The sequence below is a fragment of the Pseudomonas spelaei genome (genome assembly GCF_009724245.1).
GTDB classification, from domain to species: domain Bacteria; phylum Pseudomonadota; class Gammaproteobacteria; order Pseudomonadales; family Pseudomonadaceae; genus Aquipseudomonas; species Aquipseudomonas spelaei.
In genome coordinates, this window is sequence record NZ_WNNK01000022.1 from 90,291 (window position 1) to 107,653 (window position 17,363).

Sequence of the window (17,363 nt, forward strand, 5' to 3'; positions counted from 1 at the left end):
AACTACTATGGATGCATCTGCGGGTTGTAACACCGCAAATAATTATCGGCGTGCAAGCGTCCTCGTATAAAGTGCTCGTCACAATATCATGTTTATATTTACGGCTCCCGCGCTCTCCAGACTATAACTGCTGAATTCATAAACTCTACCTCTAGTGGAAATTTTAAGCTCACCATTGTTCTTCTCTACCGATACGTCTGGCTGCTTGGTTACTAAGAACGCATGCTTTGAACCTAAAACCTTTAAATTCTCCTCATCAGAAACTATGTCACTAGATATATAATAACGATAAGAGAACCCAGCCGTCGCACCGCCTCTGTTGTCGCGTGCTCCGTAAATGGAGTTACCGTTGCCGAGAGGATATGTAAATACAATTTTATCCAAAGCAGGCTTAGATGGCTCGACAAGCCAATCAACTCCTACATACAACAGGCAAGCGACTAACAAACCGTTACATGCCGTCTGAATCCATGACTTAGACATTTACTATTCCTTGACAACAAATCAAATTAAGGAGAGCTAGAAACCAAACTCCAACTTGCGACAAAGCCTATCAACAAGTCACAACCTATGGCGCTAGCACAAACTGACAAACAAGCCACATTTTGCATGGCTTGTTTGTATTTTAAACGCTCAAAATGCAGAAAAATTTACCATTTTTTGCGTTTCAGATTATTTCTATCGCCGTAGATGATCTCAAAATCCTTTTGCCTTGGCGAATTCAATTCCCGCCTTAATCCATACTTGGTCCACCTTGTCATCACCATAAGGTGATCCTGCCCACCACTTGCCGAAATCCTCCATCGAAGTACCCGCAATCCCCTGCGCCGCACCTGCGGCTCTCAGCAGTACCTGTTCGGGAATGCCCGCAGCTCGGCCAGTGGCGCCATAATTAAAATTGCCAACCTCTTCATATTGAGGGCCGCGCTGCTTGTAATCCCATTCACCACCGTTCCTGACTTTTGTGTAAAACACCCCATAAACAATCGCCTCCTCACCACCTACCACAAGCTTTGACGACTCTCTCAGGGCCTTGGCTTCAATCATGTTGTTATCCAAAGAAACCCCAGGCGGGATCATTGGCACTTCCTGACGCCCTGCTCGCGCCTCAGCATCACTTAATCGCTGCGCTTCAATATTCGCTCGGGCTTGTTGAGCGGCCAATACACCGTCCAAAGCCTGTGCCTTTTCATTCAAACGTCGAGCCATTTCCGAGTAGACCAGAGCGAGGTTCGAGGCTTCATAGCCACGGGCCCAGCCAAGGAGGCTTTCTTGATGCACATAAACGCTCTTCATACCGGTTTGTATAAAGTTTCGAGCACTCGGATTACTTTCAGCCTTATCAGTACGACCATTCAAAACGTATGTCGAATCTTTTGATTTGCCATCGGCATTTGATTGTTTCGTCAGATAAAGTTTTACCAGGATATTTTTTTCTTTGATGACTGTCTGGTTAGGAGTGGAGATATCCATTCGTACATTTAGACCGCCCGCCGCCTTAACTTCCGCATCGATCTCAGAGTCGATGGCGGCGACATTACTCTTATGCTGCTGATCTACTTTCTGCTTACTATCAGCAATCCAACTCTCTACATTATCTTCCACAATAATAAGCTGACCAAGTACGTCATACTCATCCATTGAAGGTTGGCCAATTACTGTACCATTTGGTACTGACAACAGCGACGGACCACTTTGCTGCCCTGTAACAGTTGTTTTTCCAAGTTCTACTGGCATAATTCATATTCCTTTATGATTAAGTTTACCAACATGCAAAATTCTGAGCCACTAACTGTGAAACGCTCGATTTATCTATGCTGATTGTTCACGCTAAAAGAAGACCCATACTTGGGACTCCTGACTTTCGTGTCATGACAATCCTCCTGTGGCAGTGGTGCTTTAGGAGGCGAAACCACGTCACCCGATGACTGTACATAAATACAGCATTGCATCCAATCTGAATTATGCAAAATGCATACATTCCGACAAATGGTATTGATTTTTATTTGCATTTGATTGGATGAGTAAAGAAACTTGCATAGCCGCAAGCTGCTCCAAGGGACGACCTCCTCACAGCTCATGAGCTCATCGCAACTGCCAGATGCTTATGGGCTGCATCGAAAACGCTCTTTGGCCATCCCTTTAGCATCGTTGTGGTAGACCCAACACCAAGAAGAAACTGCAATTCAACCTAAGATCAGCCGCAATGAACCTGCCACAGCTGATCCAGACGAGTCGTGTAGCTCTGGCTCATCATTTCCCGGCGCATCCCCCAATCAGGATTCGTCGGCACACTGGCCGAGCGCAGCGTTCCCCTTCCCCACCGCCCATTGATCTGGTCCAGCACCGTCATCACCCTGGTGGCTTCTGCCGGCTGCGATACCGCGAATAGATCGTCGGTGTACTCGCCGGGCTGGCACAGATTGAGCAGCATCACTTCGGCTTTGCTGTATCTGAAGCCTGGCCGGTATATGTGGCCGACCGCATCAACGGCCGCCCTGGTCAGCAAGCGCACGTCATCGGTTGGATATGGCAGATCGACCACCACCCCGTTTGCGTACTTTGCCTCTTCCGGATTGAACATGCCTGTGCGGATGCAGACACGGACCTTCTTGCACAGCGAGCCCTGGGCTCGGAGCTTTTCCGAAGCCCTCATCATGTAGGTGGCCACCGCCTCTTTGATCGGCGGCAACTCCGTCAGGCGCTGGCCGAACATCCGGCTACAGCAAATCTCCTGCTTTGGTGGGTCGGGCTCATCCAGCTCCAGGCAGGACGTTCCGGCCAACTCCCGCGCAGTCTTCTCGATCACCACGCTGAACTTCTTGCGCAGCATCCACGGGTCAGCCTTGGCCAGGTCCATGGCGGACTTGATGCCCAGGGCGTCAAGGTGGAGTTTCATTTTTCGGCCTACACCCCACACCTCGGCCACGTCCGTGTTGCGCAGCACCCAGTCTCGTTTGGCAGGGTCAGTGATGTTCACCACACCGCCGGTCTGGGCCTGCAGTCGCTTCGCTGTGTGGTTGGCCAGCTTGGCCAGGGTCTTTGTAGTGGCGATCCCCACCCCCACGGGGATTCCGGTGCAACGCAGCACCTGGGCACGGATCCGCCGGCCCAGGTCGTCCAGGCCATCGATACCGGACAGATCGGCGAACGCCTCATCAATGCTGTACACCTCAACCGCCGGTACCAGGCTTTCAATCAGTGTCATAACCCGCTCGCTCATGTCCCCGTACAGGGCATAGTTCGAGGAAAAGGCCACGATGCCGTGCTGCTTCAGCTTGTGCTTGATCTGGAAATACGGCTCGCCCATTTTGATAAAGGGCTTGGAGTCGTAGCTCCGGGCAATGACGCAGCCGTCGTTATTGCTGAGAACCACGATAGGCACCCTGGCCAGGTCCGGGCGGAAGACTCGCTCGCAGCTCGCATAGAAGCTGTTGCAATCGATCAGGGCGAAGACTGGCTCCGGCTTAGACATGGCTGCGCACGGTGCTGGTGATCACCCCCCAGATAGAAAGCTCGTCGCCTTCCAAGACATACCGCGCCGGGTACTTCGGGTTTTCCGACAATAGGATGAGCTCTTTCCCGCGCCTACAGAACCGCTTGCAAATGGGTTCATTGTTCAACGCGGCGACCACCAAGTGCCCGTGGCCAGGCTCAATTGAGCGGTCAACTATTCCAAGATCACCTTCAAAAATGCCTACACCCTGCATGCTGTCGCCCGTGAACCGGATCATGTACATGTGAGGGGCACGAATATTTAGGACCTCATCCAATGAGATGTGCAGCTCGATGTGATCGGACGCCGGCGATGGAAAACCCGCTGGCACCCGAAACGAGCAGAAAGGCAGCTTCGTGCCGCCTTCGGATATAGGGCCTAAAATGGTAAAGCTCATGATGCTGCCTTTTGCAGACACTGTACGAATGTACAGTTAACTTTGCAGTCGGCTTGCGGTCAATTTTTCTGTAGGGGATTTCGACAGACGGAGAGGTGCCTATGTGCGGGAGGATTTCGCAGTACAGCGATATTCGAGAGTACGTTGCCACGCTGGGCATGGGCGACACCCTGGTGAACTCCGTGGGTGACGCACCGCTTGAACGGTACAACGTGGCACCGACAACCCAAGTCGCCCTACTCCACCTCCAAGGTGAGACGCTGCACGCTGATCTGGTTCGGTGGGGATGGCGGCCACACTGGGCCAAGGACAGGGCGGCGCCGATCAACGCCCGCGTGGAGAAGGTGGCCCACGGCCAATTCTTTCGGGCGATCTGGCCACACAGGGCGATCACTCCCGTGGACAACTGGTTTGAATGGGTTGATGAGGGTGGGCCGAAGAAGCAGCCATATTTGATCCGCCGGCGAGATGGCTCCCCGGTGCTGTGCGCATCCATTGGCCAACTACCCGACAGTGATGAAGGCCCGGGCGAGCATGACGGCTTCGTGATCATCACCGCCGACAGCGCCGGCGGCATGGTGGATATTCACGACAGGCGCCCCGTGGTTCTGGCGCCGGACCTGGCCCGGGAATGGTTGGATCCGGCCACGCCCAAGGAGCGCGCCGAGCAGATGGTGTTGCATCAAGGAGAACCGGCCGAGGCCTTCGAATGGTTCAAGGTAAATGTGTCCGTGGGCAATGTGAGGAACAAGGGACCCGAACTCATCCAGCCAATCAGCGCGCAATAGCCCTGACATAAGCCTGGCAAGCTCGTAGCGCGATCAATCCTTCGTCGCCGTCGTCGGTGATTCCGATAATTCGTTGAGCATGCGCTGGGTCAAGTCGGGCTCTCTGGGCTCCATGAACCACGCCGACGGCGCCGGGAGCGGTAGGCACGTTGCGGCCACTGGCTGAATCCGTTGCGTCGATAAGGACTGACAGCCGCAGGTCAGAAGTAGCAAGGCGGTCACGTAGGCGGGCTTGGTCACGTTGGGCATCGGAAAGCTCCTTGGTGTGTTGTTGGTCTTGGCTTGCCAGCTGTTGCTCCAGGGCCGCGCGCTTGGCCTGCTCGGCCTGCTGCTGACGTAACACGCCCTGGGTCAGGTCGTTCAGATCATTGGCCCGGGCCGCCGCCAAACGCTCAAGCTGCCCGGTGTATCGCCAGGCCTGCACCTGCCAGGTCACTCCGGCGGCAAAAACCATCAGCGACAGGATCAACACCGCCAGACCGAGCAGCCTCTGCACCGGCGTCATGCCAACGCCCTGCGGACGCCTTCGGCCAGCACCGCGTCCGGATAGGCATACCCTGCGTTCTCGTGATGGATGATCGCCTTGACGAAACCACGCATGAGCGGCGCCTGGGTCAGGTCGATCTCTGCGCCCGGCGCGGTGCCGGTGCTCGCCTCTACGGCACGTACATAGGCCGCCGTGTCGTTCTCCACCGCCGGCGCCCACCGGCTGATGATAGCCTTCACCGTCTTAAGCCCATGCTTGCGCTGGTAGGTGAGCAGCAGCTTGCCCAGGGCACGGATTCCGTTCTCCGGCGTATCGAACCGGGCGAAGCGCTTCTCGATAGCCGGGTCTGGCTTAAGCTGGCCCTGCCACTGGTTGGCCGAGTTGTAGTCGATATTTCCTGGGTTGCGGTTGCGTACCCCACGGGTCTCGGTGATAGGCATACTTTTTCTCCAGGCGAAAAAAAGCCCGCTCATGGCGGGCTGTTATTTGAAAATTCTCAAAATTGCGTAAGTCGCAAGTAGGCTTTCCTTAGGGCAACATCAAAGCACAACCCATCAACTAGAAAAAAACAATTTTCCGCCTCCGATCAGGAGAGAACTTAATAATATCATCAAGGACCTTCAAAACCACCACGGAAACCAGGAAGAATGGATTAGTCAAACCATTAACAGCAATCAACATAACACATATGAATGCAAACTGGTTTAACCCACTTACCGCAAAAATAAAATAGATAGGGATAAAAGCCAAAACACCAAATACCACAACGGCGTAGGAGATAGAATTAAACCATATCCCTGCAGCTATATCGGGATCAGCAAGATCCTGCAACACAGAGTAGTTGGGTAAAAACATATCACCATCAACAAACACTCTTAAAAATGGCTCAATCACTCGAATAGAAAGACTCCCTTCGCCATTCATGGTTTGAATCACTCGATCAGGAAGAATTGGAACAATTCCAGATACAACAAGCCCGACACAGAAGATAACGATAGGACTAAAGAATAACAGATACCGCACATTAAAAAATCTTGTCAACGAAAGCATAATAAATACGAATCCAAGCGCGGACGTTGACAACATAGTTGCACAGCATATGACAAGCCATAAAAATGACCGCCTAACTGAAGCCGCGTAAATCATAGCGGGAGCCACAAATATAGCAAAATAGCTAGGTTCTTTAAACAGTCCACCGCTTCTGAATCCTTGGGTGGCGATATCAAGACCTAGAACAGAGTTAGGCTGTATATCAATAGGAGTGTCGATATACACAAATACAGCATCAAAAACATTATATACAAAAACTTGAAATATTAGGAGAACCGAAGAAATCAACACCATGAACAAATATATATTCTTCACCGCAAAGGAATATTTCATACTCTTAAATGAACTTAATATGATGAAAAAAGAAATCATATAAAAGCTCATTCTAACAACCACCATCACCCCTTCAGGATAATAATTTAAATACTGAAACACAGCAACCAGCGAAATGACAACAAGGCTCACCCCGCCTAAAAAGCAATTAAAATCGAATTTCCTTGTTGAGAGAACACAAACAATCAAAGTGGCGATAATTGTAAAGTCACCGAAAGACAATTTTTCAAAAATTGCCATATTCGAAAGAACGGGCGACAATAAAAACAAGAGAGCACACAAGTTTGCAGCAAAGCCATTTTTTTGGTGCTGCACGAACTTAACGACTTGCACTACAGACATTACGAGTCCCTTCGCCCGTCAAGAATTTTGACGGCAAGATTGCGGCAGATAAAACAATAAAGTAAAAGGAGAAAGCTCCTCTTACACCAAGCAACAATAAACAATCAAGAGAGGTCTATTTTTTGCCACGGCATTCTATACATAATACTGTCAATTTGACAGCATTATCTTGAATAAATTTTAGATCCTCCTCTAATTCGACGCGCTTACCAAAAAACCGCTCCAGGCGCAAAGTTGTTCAGGCTTGAATTACTCCGGCGCGGAGGGCCATTTGATGGTGTTGGGGTAGCCCGGCTGCAAAGACACTCGACTCAACAACACCCGATACTGTTTCCATGCCTTAAGATCCGTTATCTCTTTTTCCGTAGCCTCATCAAGCTCAACAGCATCCTGTAGTGGTGCAATTGTGAAATCAGCAACACCACGCAATCGGTTGTACTCATCCGTAGCAGCCTCGGCCGGGCTCGGCTTTACCATTACAGGCTCAGCGTAGTCCGCAACCTCGGCGCCGTCCTTGATCATATCAAGGACCTGCTGATACACATCCGGCGTTTCATTAAGAGTCGCGTGATATGGGTAGCCGTTGTTGATTACCACATAGGTCCCATCCTTTCTCTTTTGAATGCTCTCGATAATTACCTGAGGTGGCTCGGTAGCTGCTACGCCTGAAGTTTCTTCTATTGCCTTCGTAGCCATCACTGAAATCTCCATGCAAAACCAGTCGAATAAGTGCCGCCAAGCTGGGTTCCGCCCGGAGTCAGCCCAGTAGAGGAGCTGATTAGCGCGCCCGAACTGTTGTAGTTTGTCAGGCTATAAGCCCATGTCCCGCCTGCGGGTAAAGTCGCACCATTCGCAAGCGAAACCCACTGGCCCGCGACTGGCTTCATGAAGGTGGCGGCGGTATGGCAGGCAGAGCCATTTGAGGTGACCGTGCCAAGGTCTAGGTCAGCAACGCCACCTGAAGCATTGCGAAGCAGCCCACCGCTCGATCCGCCGTTGTGAAGGAGGTATAAAGCCGTTGAGGTAGTTTCAAGCTTTAACGCTACCTGCGCTCCCGGATAAGCAGAGTTTGTAAGCCGGAGCCCTGGTGAGCCAGTATCCTGAGCGACCGAGATAGAAATCGCCCCCGTAAACGCAGCCCCCGATTTGTCCGCCTTCCCAGACAATAAACCATCTACCTGAGTGGTCGTGTAGGCATTAGTAATGCCATAGCCGGACAAGGTTGTAGCTTTATCCGCTTTATTGGATACAGCATTTCCGATAGCTGTGTCGGCCTGAGTTTTCGTATATGCGTCTGCAATGCCATATCCACCCAGAGTTGTGGCTTTATCGGCTTTATTGGATATGGCACCACTGATCGAGGCGTCGGACTGGGCCTTTGTGTAAGCATCAGTAATGCCATAACCGTTGAGAGTGGTGGCCTTGTTTGCTTTATTTGCCAAGGCGGCATCAGTTTCAGATTTGGTGTAAGCGTTGACAATTCCATAACCGCTCAAGGTGGTCGCTTTTTCAGCCTTGTTTGCTGGATCAAAGTCGTTAGAAGTCCAAAATTGAACCCAAACGCCCGTGCCATCAGCCGAGTAGCGACGGCCACCGAACCAGCTGTTTCCGGAGACACTGCCGGCGAAATCGATGCCAATATCTGTCGCACCACCACTCGGAAAAGATATGTGGACACCGGCACCATACGCCACCGCTGCTGGGCGATCCCCAGTGGCATCGGCCATCGAAAAGAAACGCGTGTCAGAGATTGCGTTGATGTTGCCATTCACCACGGCTGGTTTTGAAAGGAGCCCACCCGCCCCCGTCTTCATCGCATCGGTGATACCGAAACCGTCAACGGTAGTTGGTTTGTTGGCGATTTTGTCCCAGCTGACTCCGGAGGAAACGATCTTCGATATGGCAAGAGCCAACTGATTGTACTGCCCCTTAACCGGAGTGATGCCGGCCGCTGACAGAACATTCAATGTCTCCATCATGATCGTATTCATGAATTCCGCCGGAAGGATCGTCGCTGCCACGCCGGTTGCGGGATTGCCGTCGGTAAAGAAGCCAGGAGTGCCAGCGGGTGCTGATGGCGGAATTGTGGTCGCAGCAGTCGAGTTATCAATCTGATACATCTAGAGCCTCACGAATAATGGAATTGAAGAATGGTGTGTGACGGCTTCACTTCGGTGAGCTCGCACTCAAGCACCGCGTTTCCCCACGACGAGAGCGGTTCACCCATTGCCGCCTGGCCAACCCTGAAGTAGTTGATCGTGTTGACCTTGGTGTTGATCGCCCAGGTAAAAAACCAGTCAACGCCACCAAGCTGTTGCCCGCAGGTGCTCTGCCCGCAGCGGAAAGGGGCAAACTGTGTAACTGTGATCGTGTAACCCAGGCCCAGGGCGTACGCCGTAAAAAACTGGATGGATTGGCCACCTGAATTCGTTAGGCGCGCGACAACTTGCTTGCGGCGCCCCTGGAACGTGGGTGATGGCCCTGAACACGGATCTGGCAACCCCAACGTTGCCTCCCACTCATCCAAGAAGTTCACCGTCGTTGCCGGAAACATGTCCTCGAGCAGGTTGAGTGCCGAGTCGCTGAGCCTTTGGAAGGTGGGTGCATAACAGGACATAGCCTGCGCCTGAATGCTGCTTAGCTCCTTCGGCCAAACCCTCCCGCGCGGCAATAGGCCAAGCAGCGCAGACGTGAAGTCTCCGCTCGTAAATGAAGGTTTCGACATTGTTGTCAGGCCCAGGTAATGCTGCCCAAGGTGGGCATGCGTCCAAGTAGGTTCGGGATGTTCGCCACCGGTGACGTGATGACGAACCCTTTCGTTGCTGCAATCGCGGAGACTGCGGAATCGATGTCAGAGACGCCTACAAACGTACCGTTCGACAGAGGGGCGCCTTGATCAAGCAGAACATCCGCAATGGCAGCAGCCACCGCGTCGCGCGTGGCAAGGGTTGCTCCTGTCAGGCCGGTGATCGTGAAAGGAACAGGGGATGCGATAGGCGCACAAACGTAGACCATTGCCGTCACCGGCTGCAGGGGATAGATGGTGTTTGCAATGATCAGTTGATCGCCGGCGGCGAGGTTTCCCGAGGTGACACGGTTATCGCTCGGTGATATGCCGTTCGTACCTTGGGGGAAGCCACCCTGGGCCGAGTTCGCGTCATCGAGCATTGCGTAGACCACCACGGTTCCCGTGCCGAATCCATTCGGAGCTACCCAGGCCCGAGTAACGCCCGGCACCAGCTTCGCCCACATTGGATAGTCGGAGTTCGATCCGCCATTGGGCACGCTCTGATAGGCCTCCAGCATCCGCCCAAATAGCGATTCGTCCTGCTCCTGATCAGCACCACCGGTAATTGCGGCTGTCACGGCCCCAGTGGACTGGACGCCATCAATCGAGACGCCAAGTGTCATGAGGCTCCCCATCGGGGTATTTCCGGCCTCTCCTGCCAGGTCCGCCTTTACCTGCACGACCAGCGTGCCGTCAGCCGCGACCTTGGCCAACGCTTGAGTGGTGAAGGTCGCCGAGTCGCTCCGCCCCACCTGGGTTCCGGCATCGACTATCCGCCCCGGGGCTCCCCGGAACGTCACACTGCCCGCGGCTGCGGTTGCAGTTTTCCGATAAACCTTCTTCAGGGCTGCCCAGGCCTCCAGGTACTCCCCCGAAGCGGTATAGGGCACGCCCTGCTTGGCGATCCAGTCAAGGTATCCATAGTTCAGGTGGGCCAGGCCGGCGACGGCTTTACCTGTGATTTGCAGGTTGGAAAAGCGCAGGAGCCCGTCGGCGGTGGGCAAACCAGAGGTGATGTCCGCTGCGACGTGCGCGCGCAGGTCCGAGAGCGTAGGTCTCGTAAACGGCATGGGGTCTTTCTCCAGAAAAAGAAAACCCGCTCAAGGCGGGCTATGACGTGCTATCAGGTCTGGTTCCAAACCCAGTTGAAATTGAGCGGTGTGACCGTCCCGTCACGGTGGGTCACCGTGACAATGGCGTTAAGCCGGCTCCCTCCAGCAATGGCAGTCGCGACCTTCACACTGAGCGCCACCTGGTCATCGATGAGCCACTGCAACGCCTCATCCATGTAGATCTTGGCGGTGTTGGCAACTGCCTGTGTCAGCCGGGAGCGGTCCAGAAGCCATAGACGGGAGCCAATGGCTACGTCCTCATCCGCATCGCCCCACCAACCGCGCCGGTCATCACCGCCGTCCGGAGGGATGTCCGCGTCATCTGCAATTCGATCGGTGAATAGGCTGATCAATACGGCGCTGGCCAGGTCATTGCCGCTCGCCAAAGCGCCACCGGTGATGGACCAGTCGCCCGTGCCGGTTTCTACGATCCAGGTAGTGGTGATATCGCTCATTGTTGAGGGCTCGGCGTGGTGGTGCCGCTCCCGTTGGTGTGCTGGTTGAACAGCAGCCGGTCGGCGGCCATGGTGCGGACCTTGTCCTGGACGTTGCCGCCGGCTTCGATATCACCAGAGACGCGCAGAACAGGGGTGTTCATCTGCACCGCCTCGGCGGCATTGATCGTGACGGTGGTGGCATTGTTGACGGTGACGGGCGTGCCCTTCGCGTCGACGATGATCCCGCCGGATTGGGTCAGGTAGATCGACTTACCCCAGAGGTCATAAATCATGGATTCACCCTCCTTCAGGTTGGTGGGACGGCTGGCCTGGTGCGCAGTGGCAACCACCACACCCTTCGACCTGTCACCAGCCAGGAACACCACCAGGACATCAGAACCCGATGGCGGCAGAGAGGTGAAGCCAAATTCAGCAATACGAGGCGTGCCGTCTCGCGTCTCGGAATCGTTGAGTTTCACCTGCAGCAGTTGTGCGGTCTTGCTGTCGTCGCTGAACGTCACCCGGCCCCAGCCGGTAGCGAGTTGAATCCGCCGCATCATGCGCTGTAGAACGCCGCCGGAGTCACTGGATTGATTCGTGGCTGAGGTCATCAGAAACCACCTTGCAAAAGCTCGCCATACAGCGGCGTGAGGTTGATGGGTTGCGGCAGGAACGCTTCAGGCGCCATGAGCGTGATTTCTGCGGTTGTTCCGGAAAAGCTGTTCTTCAGGAATGTCACCTCGCTGATCAGCATGCTCTCGGCCGAGAACTTCAATTTCGGCAGGTGAACCGGCACCAGGGTATTTGGCTCCCACAAGGCGCCGGCCGAGTCTCGCCAGCTATCAACGGTCAAACGGACTACCCGGGAGCGCCCAAATCGCCTGGCCGCTTCCCACTCGGCGCGCTTGATGGCTACATCATTACCCAGGCCGCCACCCTCGGAGATGATCACCAGCGCCCTATGCCGCTTGCAGTTGAGGTCCCTCACCGTGTGGATCTGGTTCCCACCCTGTCCAAGGTCGGTAAACGTGTCGACCGACTGGATATAGGCGTTGTAGTCCGAGTAGATCTGGTCGGTTGAAAAGTCGATGTAAGCCCTCTCAACGTTGGCGCCACCGACAAAGCCACTGGCAGCACGGCGCGTCCCCGCCCGGCTGAGGAAAAGACTCCCATCAGGCAGGTCGTAGGCCAGCACGGCTGAGAAGCGCGCCATCCGGTCGATGATGTCAAAGGCGGATTCACCCAACATCAGGTTTGCCTGGGGTAGTACCGGCAAATCACTCACATCCGTTGCAACCGGTATGCCTTCGGCCACGCCGTTGACGGCTGGCCCGTAAACTGCCGCAAGGCGCTGGGCGATCCCGAGTACGGTCTGATTACTCAGTTGGCCGCCTGGCCATTCCGCCGCGCAGTCGATCAGATCGGAACACTTGGAGCGTCCGCTGACGTGTACCGAGTGATCACCCGCACTCATGCTCGGGATGTAGTGGTCCACATAACCGGTCACCACCGGGTCTTGCCCAAGTCGCACCTGGCACGCAGCACCTGGTGGGAGTTCCAGTCGGTCAAATTCCCCCGGGTAAAGTTCGGTCATGCCAATACTGAAGTCGCTGGGCAGGCGCTCTATACCCCATGTCACGCGAACATCCGTCCAGCCGGCGATATCAAAGCCGCCCGACGTGATGGTCAGGTCGTCATCTTGCATGGAAGGCCTCAATGAATACGAACGGGGGGAAACGCCCTAGCGGGCCAGGGCTTTAACGGTCGTCGGCATAAACGCCGGGTGAATTGGGTTGGCCTGCTGAATCAGCTCATCCGTGCGCCCGGTATCCCGATACAGTCGGTTGGCCATGGCCAGGGCTGACATGGGAGCGCGAAAGGTGAACGTCTCCAACGTTGGAAGCGTGGCGCCGGTGGTGGTCAGAGCACTCACCACGGCCTGGCGCAGTGCAACCAAGGCGCCATAGCTTTCGTCGTCTCCACTGTCGCCCGCCACCAGCAGCTCCCCGTCAATAAAACCGGTCACCGTCGCCATGGTGGTCATGGCTTCGTCGTAGGAGGTCGGCACGTAAGTCGCGACAACCTTGCCAATTGAGGCCAGGGCCGAACGCCGGAGCAGCGCACTGGTGGCATCCTGAGCAACCTCCCGCGCGACACCAATGATGCTGCTACCGGAAACCGGTGGCGGCGTAAATCGGGCCAGCGATCCAAGCAGCTCAATGGCATTGCCAGGGTCTGCAATGCTGGCCACCAGCGCATCCATCACACCTTGCACAGCGTCCGTGAACTGCTGGCCGCTGTTTGCGTCCAGATTCGCAGCCGCGACCAAAAGCACATCCATCGCCGTGTCCACTGCCGCACGGTTGGTCGTGTTCTTGGCGATCAAGTCGGCCATGGTCGCCGTACTGTCCTTGGCTTTTTTGTTGACCGTGAGCGCGCTGCTGACGTTGCCGTTGGCATAGCGCCCAAAGTTACCGGTCATCAGGCTGGCCAAGCTGGTGATACTCCGCACGTCGCGGGTGATACGGCCCACAAGCACCTGGAAGTCGGCGATCACGCCCACCACCATGCCGACAATAGCCCTGCCGAACTTGATGACGCCCTCCACGGCATTGATCACCGCCGTGACGCCACCAATCACCTTGCGTACAAAGTCCAGCGCCGACGAAAGCCCCAGGGCAGAGGCGAGTTTGTCCAGCAGTGAACCGGTCGAGGTGGTGATTGAGGGAAAGACCCGATCACCCGACTCGATGAAGACGATACTGATTTCAAAGTACCGCCCCATGTCCCAGCGCTCGATCACGCTCAGACCTTCAGAGGGAACGCTGACCTTCAGCGCGCCCAGAGTTGGGTGCATCAATGCCCCCGGCCCTGCTGCCTCAACAGCCCCGATCAGGGCGTCACGCTGAGCCAGAACGCTACCACCGCCATACACCAGGCTGTCGGTGACCAGAAACCCGCTCATGCGGATTCGGCGGGTCGAGCGCCCCATGTCCTCGATGTAGGGTTTGTCACGCCCCGGGTATTCGTGGAGCGCCAGGCGGCGACCAAAACGTGCATCGCCGCCGTAAACTGCGAACGGAACACCACGAAACGATGCCTGATTGAGCATCTCCGGCCAGGTCTTGTTGGATTCCTGGGCGATCTGAATGATGTCTGACAGCAAACTCATGCGACAGCCCCCATGCCCGTATAGGCGACACGACTCGAAGCCTGGACGTTACCGTCAGACTTGACCTTTGTTTTCATTCCTTCGGGCGCGTTCTTGTGCTCGATTTCCACCTTCACACTCCCGTTTGTCGAGGCCTGGGCCGCGCCTTGGGTGTAAGGCCCCTCTGGTGCTCTCACCGGCGTAGGTGCCGGCATTGGCGCTGGTGTCTGCGTTGTTGCAGGTGCTGGCATCAGCGTCGGTGCCGACATCGCTGCGGGCGCAGGAGCCGGTGTCGAGGATGGGAGTGCTCCCGGTACCGCCGGCGCCCTCGAGATATTTACCGCCGAGCTCGCCAGAATGTCAGCCACAGCGGCGCGCTTGGCAGCATCACCATTTGCGTCGGCAGGTCGCTCGTACTTTCTGGAAACGATGTCGCCCGCAGCGGCCGCTGTTTTAGTGGCCCGCAACGCATCCCCGGCAGAAGTCTCTCCACCCTTGGTCAGCTCGTAATGAACAAAACCAAGCTGCTCATCCAAGGTTGAGTTTTTGATGGGTTTGCCAGCCCACTTTGCGAACTCTTTCTGGCGGAAGTCGTGCCACTGAGCAATGCCATAGGCGCGTCCGCTGTCGCCGACCGCAGCCGGGTCAAAGTTACTTTCAAGGCCGAGGTTCGCGCTGATTCCGGCCGCCTGCTCCTTGGTCCAGCCCTTGTCCTGAAAGAACTGCATCGAGCGCTTGGTGGAGTCTTCATTGATCCCGCCCTTCGCCTTCCAGGCGCTGCTTAAAACCTCTGAAGGCGATACTTCAGGAAGCCCCTGAGCGCGGCGAATACGCGCAACCTCCTTGTCCTCGCCATCGTTCAGTGTCGAGGAGTAGAACAACGCCCCAAGACCTGCTGCGGAAGCACCAAGCAAGGCGCCCGTGCCAGCCCCAGCGGCACCAGCGGCGCCCGCACCAGCAGCCCCCATACCGGCTCCCGCAGCGCCAGCGGCGCCAGTTGCAGCGCCCGCCGCAACCGCAGCGGCTTCCCAGCCCAGCAGAAGCTTGGTGAATGCCAAGACCCCGGCGCCACCACGAAGAAGTGTCACGCCGAGGGACAGGACACTGCCAATAAGGCCGGCGTTCATCACACCGATCACCAGTAAGGCCGTATTCTGCCAGCCGCCCAACCACTCAACGACCTTGCCAACTCCTTTGCCGAAGTTGACGATCCCGTCGCCGATCTTCTTCCACTCGACCTTGTTGATCCAGATGGCAAAACCTTTGGCCCACTCGCCAATGTCGCTGGCAATCAAATCGCGATTCACCGCCAGCCAATTGGTGAACTGGTCAACCAGCGGCTTCATGACAGGAATCAACTTGTCGCCGATAGAGTTTTTGGTCCCGTCGACCACAAGGTTCAAGCCTGCCAGGCTCTGCGAGAATTCCTTGCCGCGCTTTACCGCATCGTCACTCATGACGTAGCCCAGGCGTTTCACCGTGGCTTCGTAGCGCTCAATGCCAGCAGCGCCCTCACGCAGGAATGGCAGCATGCCGCCCAGCCCCAGGTTGTTCGCTATCAGGGCTTGGACTTGCGGGCTTTTCTGGCTGGCAATCGCGTTGGCAATCGCCTTGTATTCGCCCACCACATCCCAGGAGCCGTCCTTGGCTTTCTTCAGGCCGATGCCGAGCTTGTTCAGCATCAGCAGCGCGCCTTGGTTACGCCCCCACTGTGCGTCCTGCATGGTGGTGGCCAGGCTGTTGAGGCTGCCCGTAGCCAATTCGGTATCAATGCCAACCATCTTGGCGGCGCCCTGGAAGGTCTGCAGCTGATCCGCAGAAATACCGATCCCGTGCGCGCTGCTGTCAATCGACCTTCCCAGCTTGGCCCAGTTAACAGCCAACGCCGCTACGCCGGCCACCGAACCAATGCCAGTGATCGCCGCCATTGGAGCAACGATGTTGCCGATGCTGCGAGCGGCACCGCCGGCTTCCCTGCCAATATTGGTGAGGTTCTTGCCGATACGCTCAAAGCCGAGCTCACGGCCGAGGCTTTTGAAGGACTTACCGACCTCTTCAAAGGGCCGGGTCAGACGGCTGACAGAATCGTTGACCTTGCGAACGGTCGCCGAGGCCTTATCAACCGCGTCAATCGTGATCGTGAAGGTATTACCCATCTGAGTTACCCGCCATGCGAATGGCTTGTTTGTTCCATTCGACCAGTTCCTTCAAAGTGAGCGACCACGCATCGCGTGGCCCCCAACCGTAATACTTGGTGAGCTCGGCAATCAGCTCTGGCCAGCCTCCTCCGGCTGACCAGCTTCGGTAAAACCCTCCAAGAACTTGTTGGCTGCCACCAGGTCACGCTTGCTGAGTTTCTCAACAGAGCTGCGTGGAATGCCCGCTACCAGACCAATCAGCGTGATCGCAGATCCGACCATGGTGTCTGCTCGAGCGGCTTTTTCCATCTCGCCGGCGGTCGGCTCGCGCAGCTTGATCTCTTCGTAGGTAATAGCGTTTTCACCCTTGCCGATGATCACGGGCTTGCTCAGGGTGATGGTGATTTCGTCTTCAAACATGGATCAGTTCTCCGTAACAGAAGGGCCTTCCCACTTCACTTCAATAGTGGCGTCGGAAGATTTGGATTCTTGTTGGTCAGTGGTCCACATGTTGCGACCGATGATGGTTTTGCCGTTGGCCAGCTCAGCGACGACCGTGGCGTTGTTCATTGCATTGATGTCACCAATGCTCAGGTTTGAGGCATCACGCAGCGTGGCGGCGATGTAGCCGGGCTGCGGGGTCTCGCTGTAGCCGTGAATGCCGTCCTGCCCTTTCAAGGTTTCGCGGGAGACCCCGGAAATCTTGTAAGAGAAGTCACCGGCCAGCATGTAACTCACGCCGTCGATGGACAGGTAACAGGTCCCGGCAAGGCGGTTGGGATCAGCCATAGGTTTCTCCAGGCGAAAAAAAACCGCTCAAGGCGGCGATAGGCGAAATGCCTGG

At 55.6% G+C, this 17,363-nt stretch carries 19 protein-coding genes; 1 reads left to right on the forward strand and 18 read right to left on the reverse strand.

What is annotated here, in order from left to right:
* Positions 1-78: 78 nt before the first annotated feature.
* The 4 genes from GNF76_RS22960 to GNF76_RS22975 form a co-directional block, all read right to left on the reverse strand.
* Positions 79-483 (reverse strand): hypothetical protein, encoded by a 405-nt coding sequence (locus tag GNF76_RS22960; RefSeq protein ID WP_155585363.1) that lies wholly within the window; start codon positions 481-483, stop codon positions 79-81.
* A 213-nt stretch (positions 484-696) separates the two neighbouring features.
* Positions 697-1,737, reverse strand: coding sequence for a polymorphic toxin type 44 domain-containing protein (locus GNF76_RS29835; protein WP_343037837.1), 1,041 nt, complete (start codon positions 1,735-1,737; stop codon positions 697-699).
* A gap of 460 nt (positions 1,738-2,197) precedes the next feature.
* Complete coding sequence (gene umuC / locus GNF76_RS22970) at positions 2,198-3,475, reverse strand: translesion error-prone DNA polymerase V subunit UmuC (protein ID WP_155585364.1); 1,278 nt, start codon at positions 3,473-3,475, stop codon at positions 2,198-2,200.
* Positions 3,468-3,893, reverse strand: coding sequence for a LexA family protein (locus GNF76_RS22975; protein ID WP_155585365.1), 426 nt, complete (start codon positions 3,891-3,893; stop codon positions 3,468-3,470). Before GNF76_RS22975 ends, umuC begins: the two co-directional genes overlap by 8 nt.
* 101 nt (positions 3,894-3,994) lie before the next feature.
* On the opposite strand from GNF76_RS22975, the gene GNF76_RS22980 reads away from it, so the two are divergent.
* The gene (locus GNF76_RS22980; protein ID WP_155585366.1) at positions 3,995-4,681 is read left to right on the forward strand and encodes an SOS response-associated peptidase; all 687 of its coding nucleotides are present in this window, start codon (positions 3,995-3,997) and stop codon (positions 4,679-4,681) included.
* Here GNF76_RS22980 and GNF76_RS22985 read toward each other — a convergent pair.
* From GNF76_RS22985 to GNF76_RS23055, 14 genes are all read right to left on the reverse strand, one after another.
* On the reverse strand, positions 4,668-5,186 hold the full coding sequence (locus GNF76_RS22985; protein WP_155585367.1) for a lysis system i-spanin subunit Rz: 519 nt from the start codon (positions 5,184-5,186) through the stop codon (positions 4,668-4,670). The genes GNF76_RS22980 and GNF76_RS22985 overlap by 14 nt on opposite strands.
* Complete coding sequence (locus GNF76_RS22990; protein WP_155585408.1) at positions 5,183-5,608, reverse strand: structural protein; 426 nt, start codon at positions 5,606-5,608, stop codon at positions 5,183-5,185. The genes GNF76_RS22985 and GNF76_RS22990 overlap by 4 nt, the downstream gene beginning before the upstream one ends.
* Before the next feature lie 118 nt (positions 5,609-5,726).
* Positions 5,727-6,893 carry a hypothetical protein gene (locus GNF76_RS22995; RefSeq protein WP_155585368.1) on the reverse strand — a complete coding sequence of 389 codons (1,167 nt, stop codon included), beginning with the start codon at positions 6,891-6,893 and terminating at the stop codon, positions 5,727-5,729.
* A gap of 249 nt (positions 6,894-7,142) precedes the next feature.
* Positions 7,143-7,589, reverse strand: coding sequence for a tail fiber assembly protein (locus GNF76_RS23000; protein WP_178123508.1), 447 nt, complete (start codon positions 7,587-7,589; stop codon positions 7,143-7,145).
* A complete protein-coding gene (locus GNF76_RS23005; protein WP_155585370.1) occupies positions 7,589-9,013 on the reverse strand; it encodes a hypothetical protein in 1,425 nt (474 codons plus the stop codon). The genes GNF76_RS23000 and GNF76_RS23005 overlap by 1 nt, the downstream gene beginning before the upstream one ends.
* A gap of 8 nt (positions 9,014-9,021) precedes the next feature.
* The gene (locus GNF76_RS23010; protein WP_155585371.1) at positions 9,022-9,618 is read right to left on the reverse strand and encodes a YmfQ family protein; all 597 of its coding nucleotides are present in this window, start codon (positions 9,616-9,618) and stop codon (positions 9,022-9,024) included.
* 5 nt (positions 9,619-9,623) lie between these two features.
* Positions 9,624-10,751, reverse strand: a complete 1,128-nt coding sequence (locus GNF76_RS23015) for a baseplate J/gp47 family protein (RefSeq protein WP_155585372.1) — start codon at positions 10,749-10,751, stop codon at positions 9,624-9,626.
* Between the two features lie 53 nt (positions 10,752-10,804).
* A complete protein-coding gene (locus GNF76_RS23020) occupies positions 10,805-11,248 on the reverse strand; it encodes a phage GP46 family protein (RefSeq protein ID WP_155585373.1) in 444 nt (147 codons plus the stop codon).
* Positions 11,245-11,841: a phage baseplate assembly protein V gene (locus GNF76_RS23025; RefSeq protein WP_155585374.1), complete on the reverse strand. Its 597-nt coding sequence runs from the start codon at positions 11,839-11,841 to the stop codon at positions 11,245-11,247. Before GNF76_RS23025 ends, GNF76_RS23020 begins: the two co-directional genes overlap by 4 nt.
* Positions 11,841-12,935, reverse strand: a complete 1,095-nt coding sequence (locus tag GNF76_RS23030; protein WP_155585375.1) for a phage baseplate assembly protein — start codon at positions 12,933-12,935, stop codon at positions 11,841-11,843. The genes GNF76_RS23025 and GNF76_RS23030 overlap by 1 nt, the downstream gene beginning before the upstream one ends.
* Before the next feature lie 36 nt (positions 12,936-12,971).
* Positions 12,972-14,402 (reverse strand): DNA circularization protein, encoded by a 1,431-nt coding sequence (locus GNF76_RS23035; RefSeq protein WP_155585376.1) that lies wholly within the window; start codon positions 14,400-14,402, stop codon positions 12,972-12,974.
* The gene (locus GNF76_RS23040; protein ID WP_155585377.1) at positions 14,399-16,537 is read right to left on the reverse strand and encodes a phage tail tip lysozyme; all 2,139 of its coding nucleotides are present in this window, start codon (positions 16,535-16,537) and stop codon (positions 14,399-14,401) included. The genes GNF76_RS23035 and GNF76_RS23040 overlap by 4 nt, the downstream gene beginning before the upstream one ends.
* A gap of 111 nt (positions 16,538-16,648) precedes the next feature.
* Complete coding sequence (locus tag GNF76_RS23050) at positions 16,649-16,939, reverse strand: phage tail assembly protein (protein WP_155585378.1); 291 nt, start codon at positions 16,937-16,939, stop codon at positions 16,649-16,651.
* Positions 16,940-16,942: 3 nt separating this feature from the next.
* Complete coding sequence (locus GNF76_RS23055; protein ID WP_155585379.1) at positions 16,943-17,308, reverse strand: phage tail tube protein; 366 nt, start codon at positions 17,306-17,308, stop codon at positions 16,943-16,945.
* Between the last annotated feature and the right edge of the window lie 55 nt (positions 17,309-17,363).

Coding starts and splice junctions, on each gene's coding strand:
- GNF76_RS22960 (WP_155585363.1), bottom strand. CDS start 483: ATGTCTAAGTCATGGATTCAGACGGCATGTAACGGTTTGTTAGTCGCT.
- GNF76_RS29835 (WP_343037837.1), bottom strand. CDS start 1,737: ATGCCAGTAGAACTTGGAAAAACAACTGTTACAGGGCAGCAAAGTGGT.
- umuC (WP_155585364.1), bottom strand. CDS start 3,475: ATGTCTAAGCCGGAGCCAGTCTTCGCCCTGATCGATTGCAACAGCTTC.
- GNF76_RS22975 (WP_155585365.1), bottom strand. CDS start 3,893: ATGAGCTTTACCATTTTAGGCCCTATATCCGAAGGCGGCACGAAGCTG.
- GNF76_RS22980 (WP_155585366.1), top strand. CDS start 3,995: ATGTGCGGGAGGATTTCGCAGTACAGCGATATTCGAGAGTACGTTGCC.
- GNF76_RS22985 (WP_155585367.1), bottom strand. CDS start 5,186: ATGACGCCGGTGCAGAGGCTGCTCGGTCTGGCGGTGTTGATCCTGTCG.
- GNF76_RS22990 (WP_155585408.1), bottom strand. CDS start 5,608: ATGCCTATCACCGAGACCCGTGGGGTACGCAACCGCAACCCAGGAAAT.
- GNF76_RS22995 (WP_155585368.1), bottom strand. CDS start 6,893: ATGTCTGTAGTGCAAGTCGTTAAGTTCGTGCAGCACCAAAAAAATGGC.
- GNF76_RS23000 (WP_178123508.1), bottom strand. CDS start 7,589: ATGGCTACGAAGGCAATAGAAGAAACTTCAGGCGTAGCAGCTACCGAG.
- GNF76_RS23005 (WP_155585370.1), bottom strand. CDS start 9,013: ATGTATCAGATTGATAACTCGACTGCTGCGACCACAATTCCGCCATCA.
- GNF76_RS23010 (WP_155585371.1), bottom strand. CDS start 9,618: ATGTCGAAACCTTCATTTACGAGCGGAGACTTCACGTCTGCGCTGCTT.
- GNF76_RS23015 (WP_155585372.1), bottom strand. CDS start 10,751: ATGCCGTTTACGAGACCTACGCTCTCGGACCTGCGCGCGCACGTCGCA.
- GNF76_RS23020 (WP_155585373.1), bottom strand. CDS start 11,248: ATGAGCGATATCACCACTACCTGGATCGTAGAAACCGGCACGGGCGAC.
- GNF76_RS23025 (WP_155585374.1), bottom strand. CDS start 11,841: ATGACCTCAGCCACGAATCAATCCAGTGACTCCGGCGGCGTTCTACAG.
- GNF76_RS23030 (WP_155585375.1), bottom strand. CDS start 12,935: ATGCAAGATGACGACCTGACCATCACGTCGGGCGGCTTTGATATCGCC.
- GNF76_RS23035 (WP_155585376.1), bottom strand. CDS start 14,402: ATGAGTTTGCTGTCAGACATCATTCAGATCGCCCAGGAATCCAACAAG.
- GNF76_RS23040 (WP_155585377.1), bottom strand. CDS start 16,537: ATGGGTAATACCTTCACGATCACGATTGACGCGGTTGATAAGGCCTCG.
- GNF76_RS23050 (WP_155585378.1), bottom strand. CDS start 16,939: ATGTTTGAAGACGAAATCACCATCACCCTGAGCAAGCCCGTGATCATC.
- GNF76_RS23055 (WP_155585379.1), bottom strand. CDS start 17,308: ATGGCTGATCCCAACCGCCTTGCCGGGACCTGTTACCTGTCCATCGAC.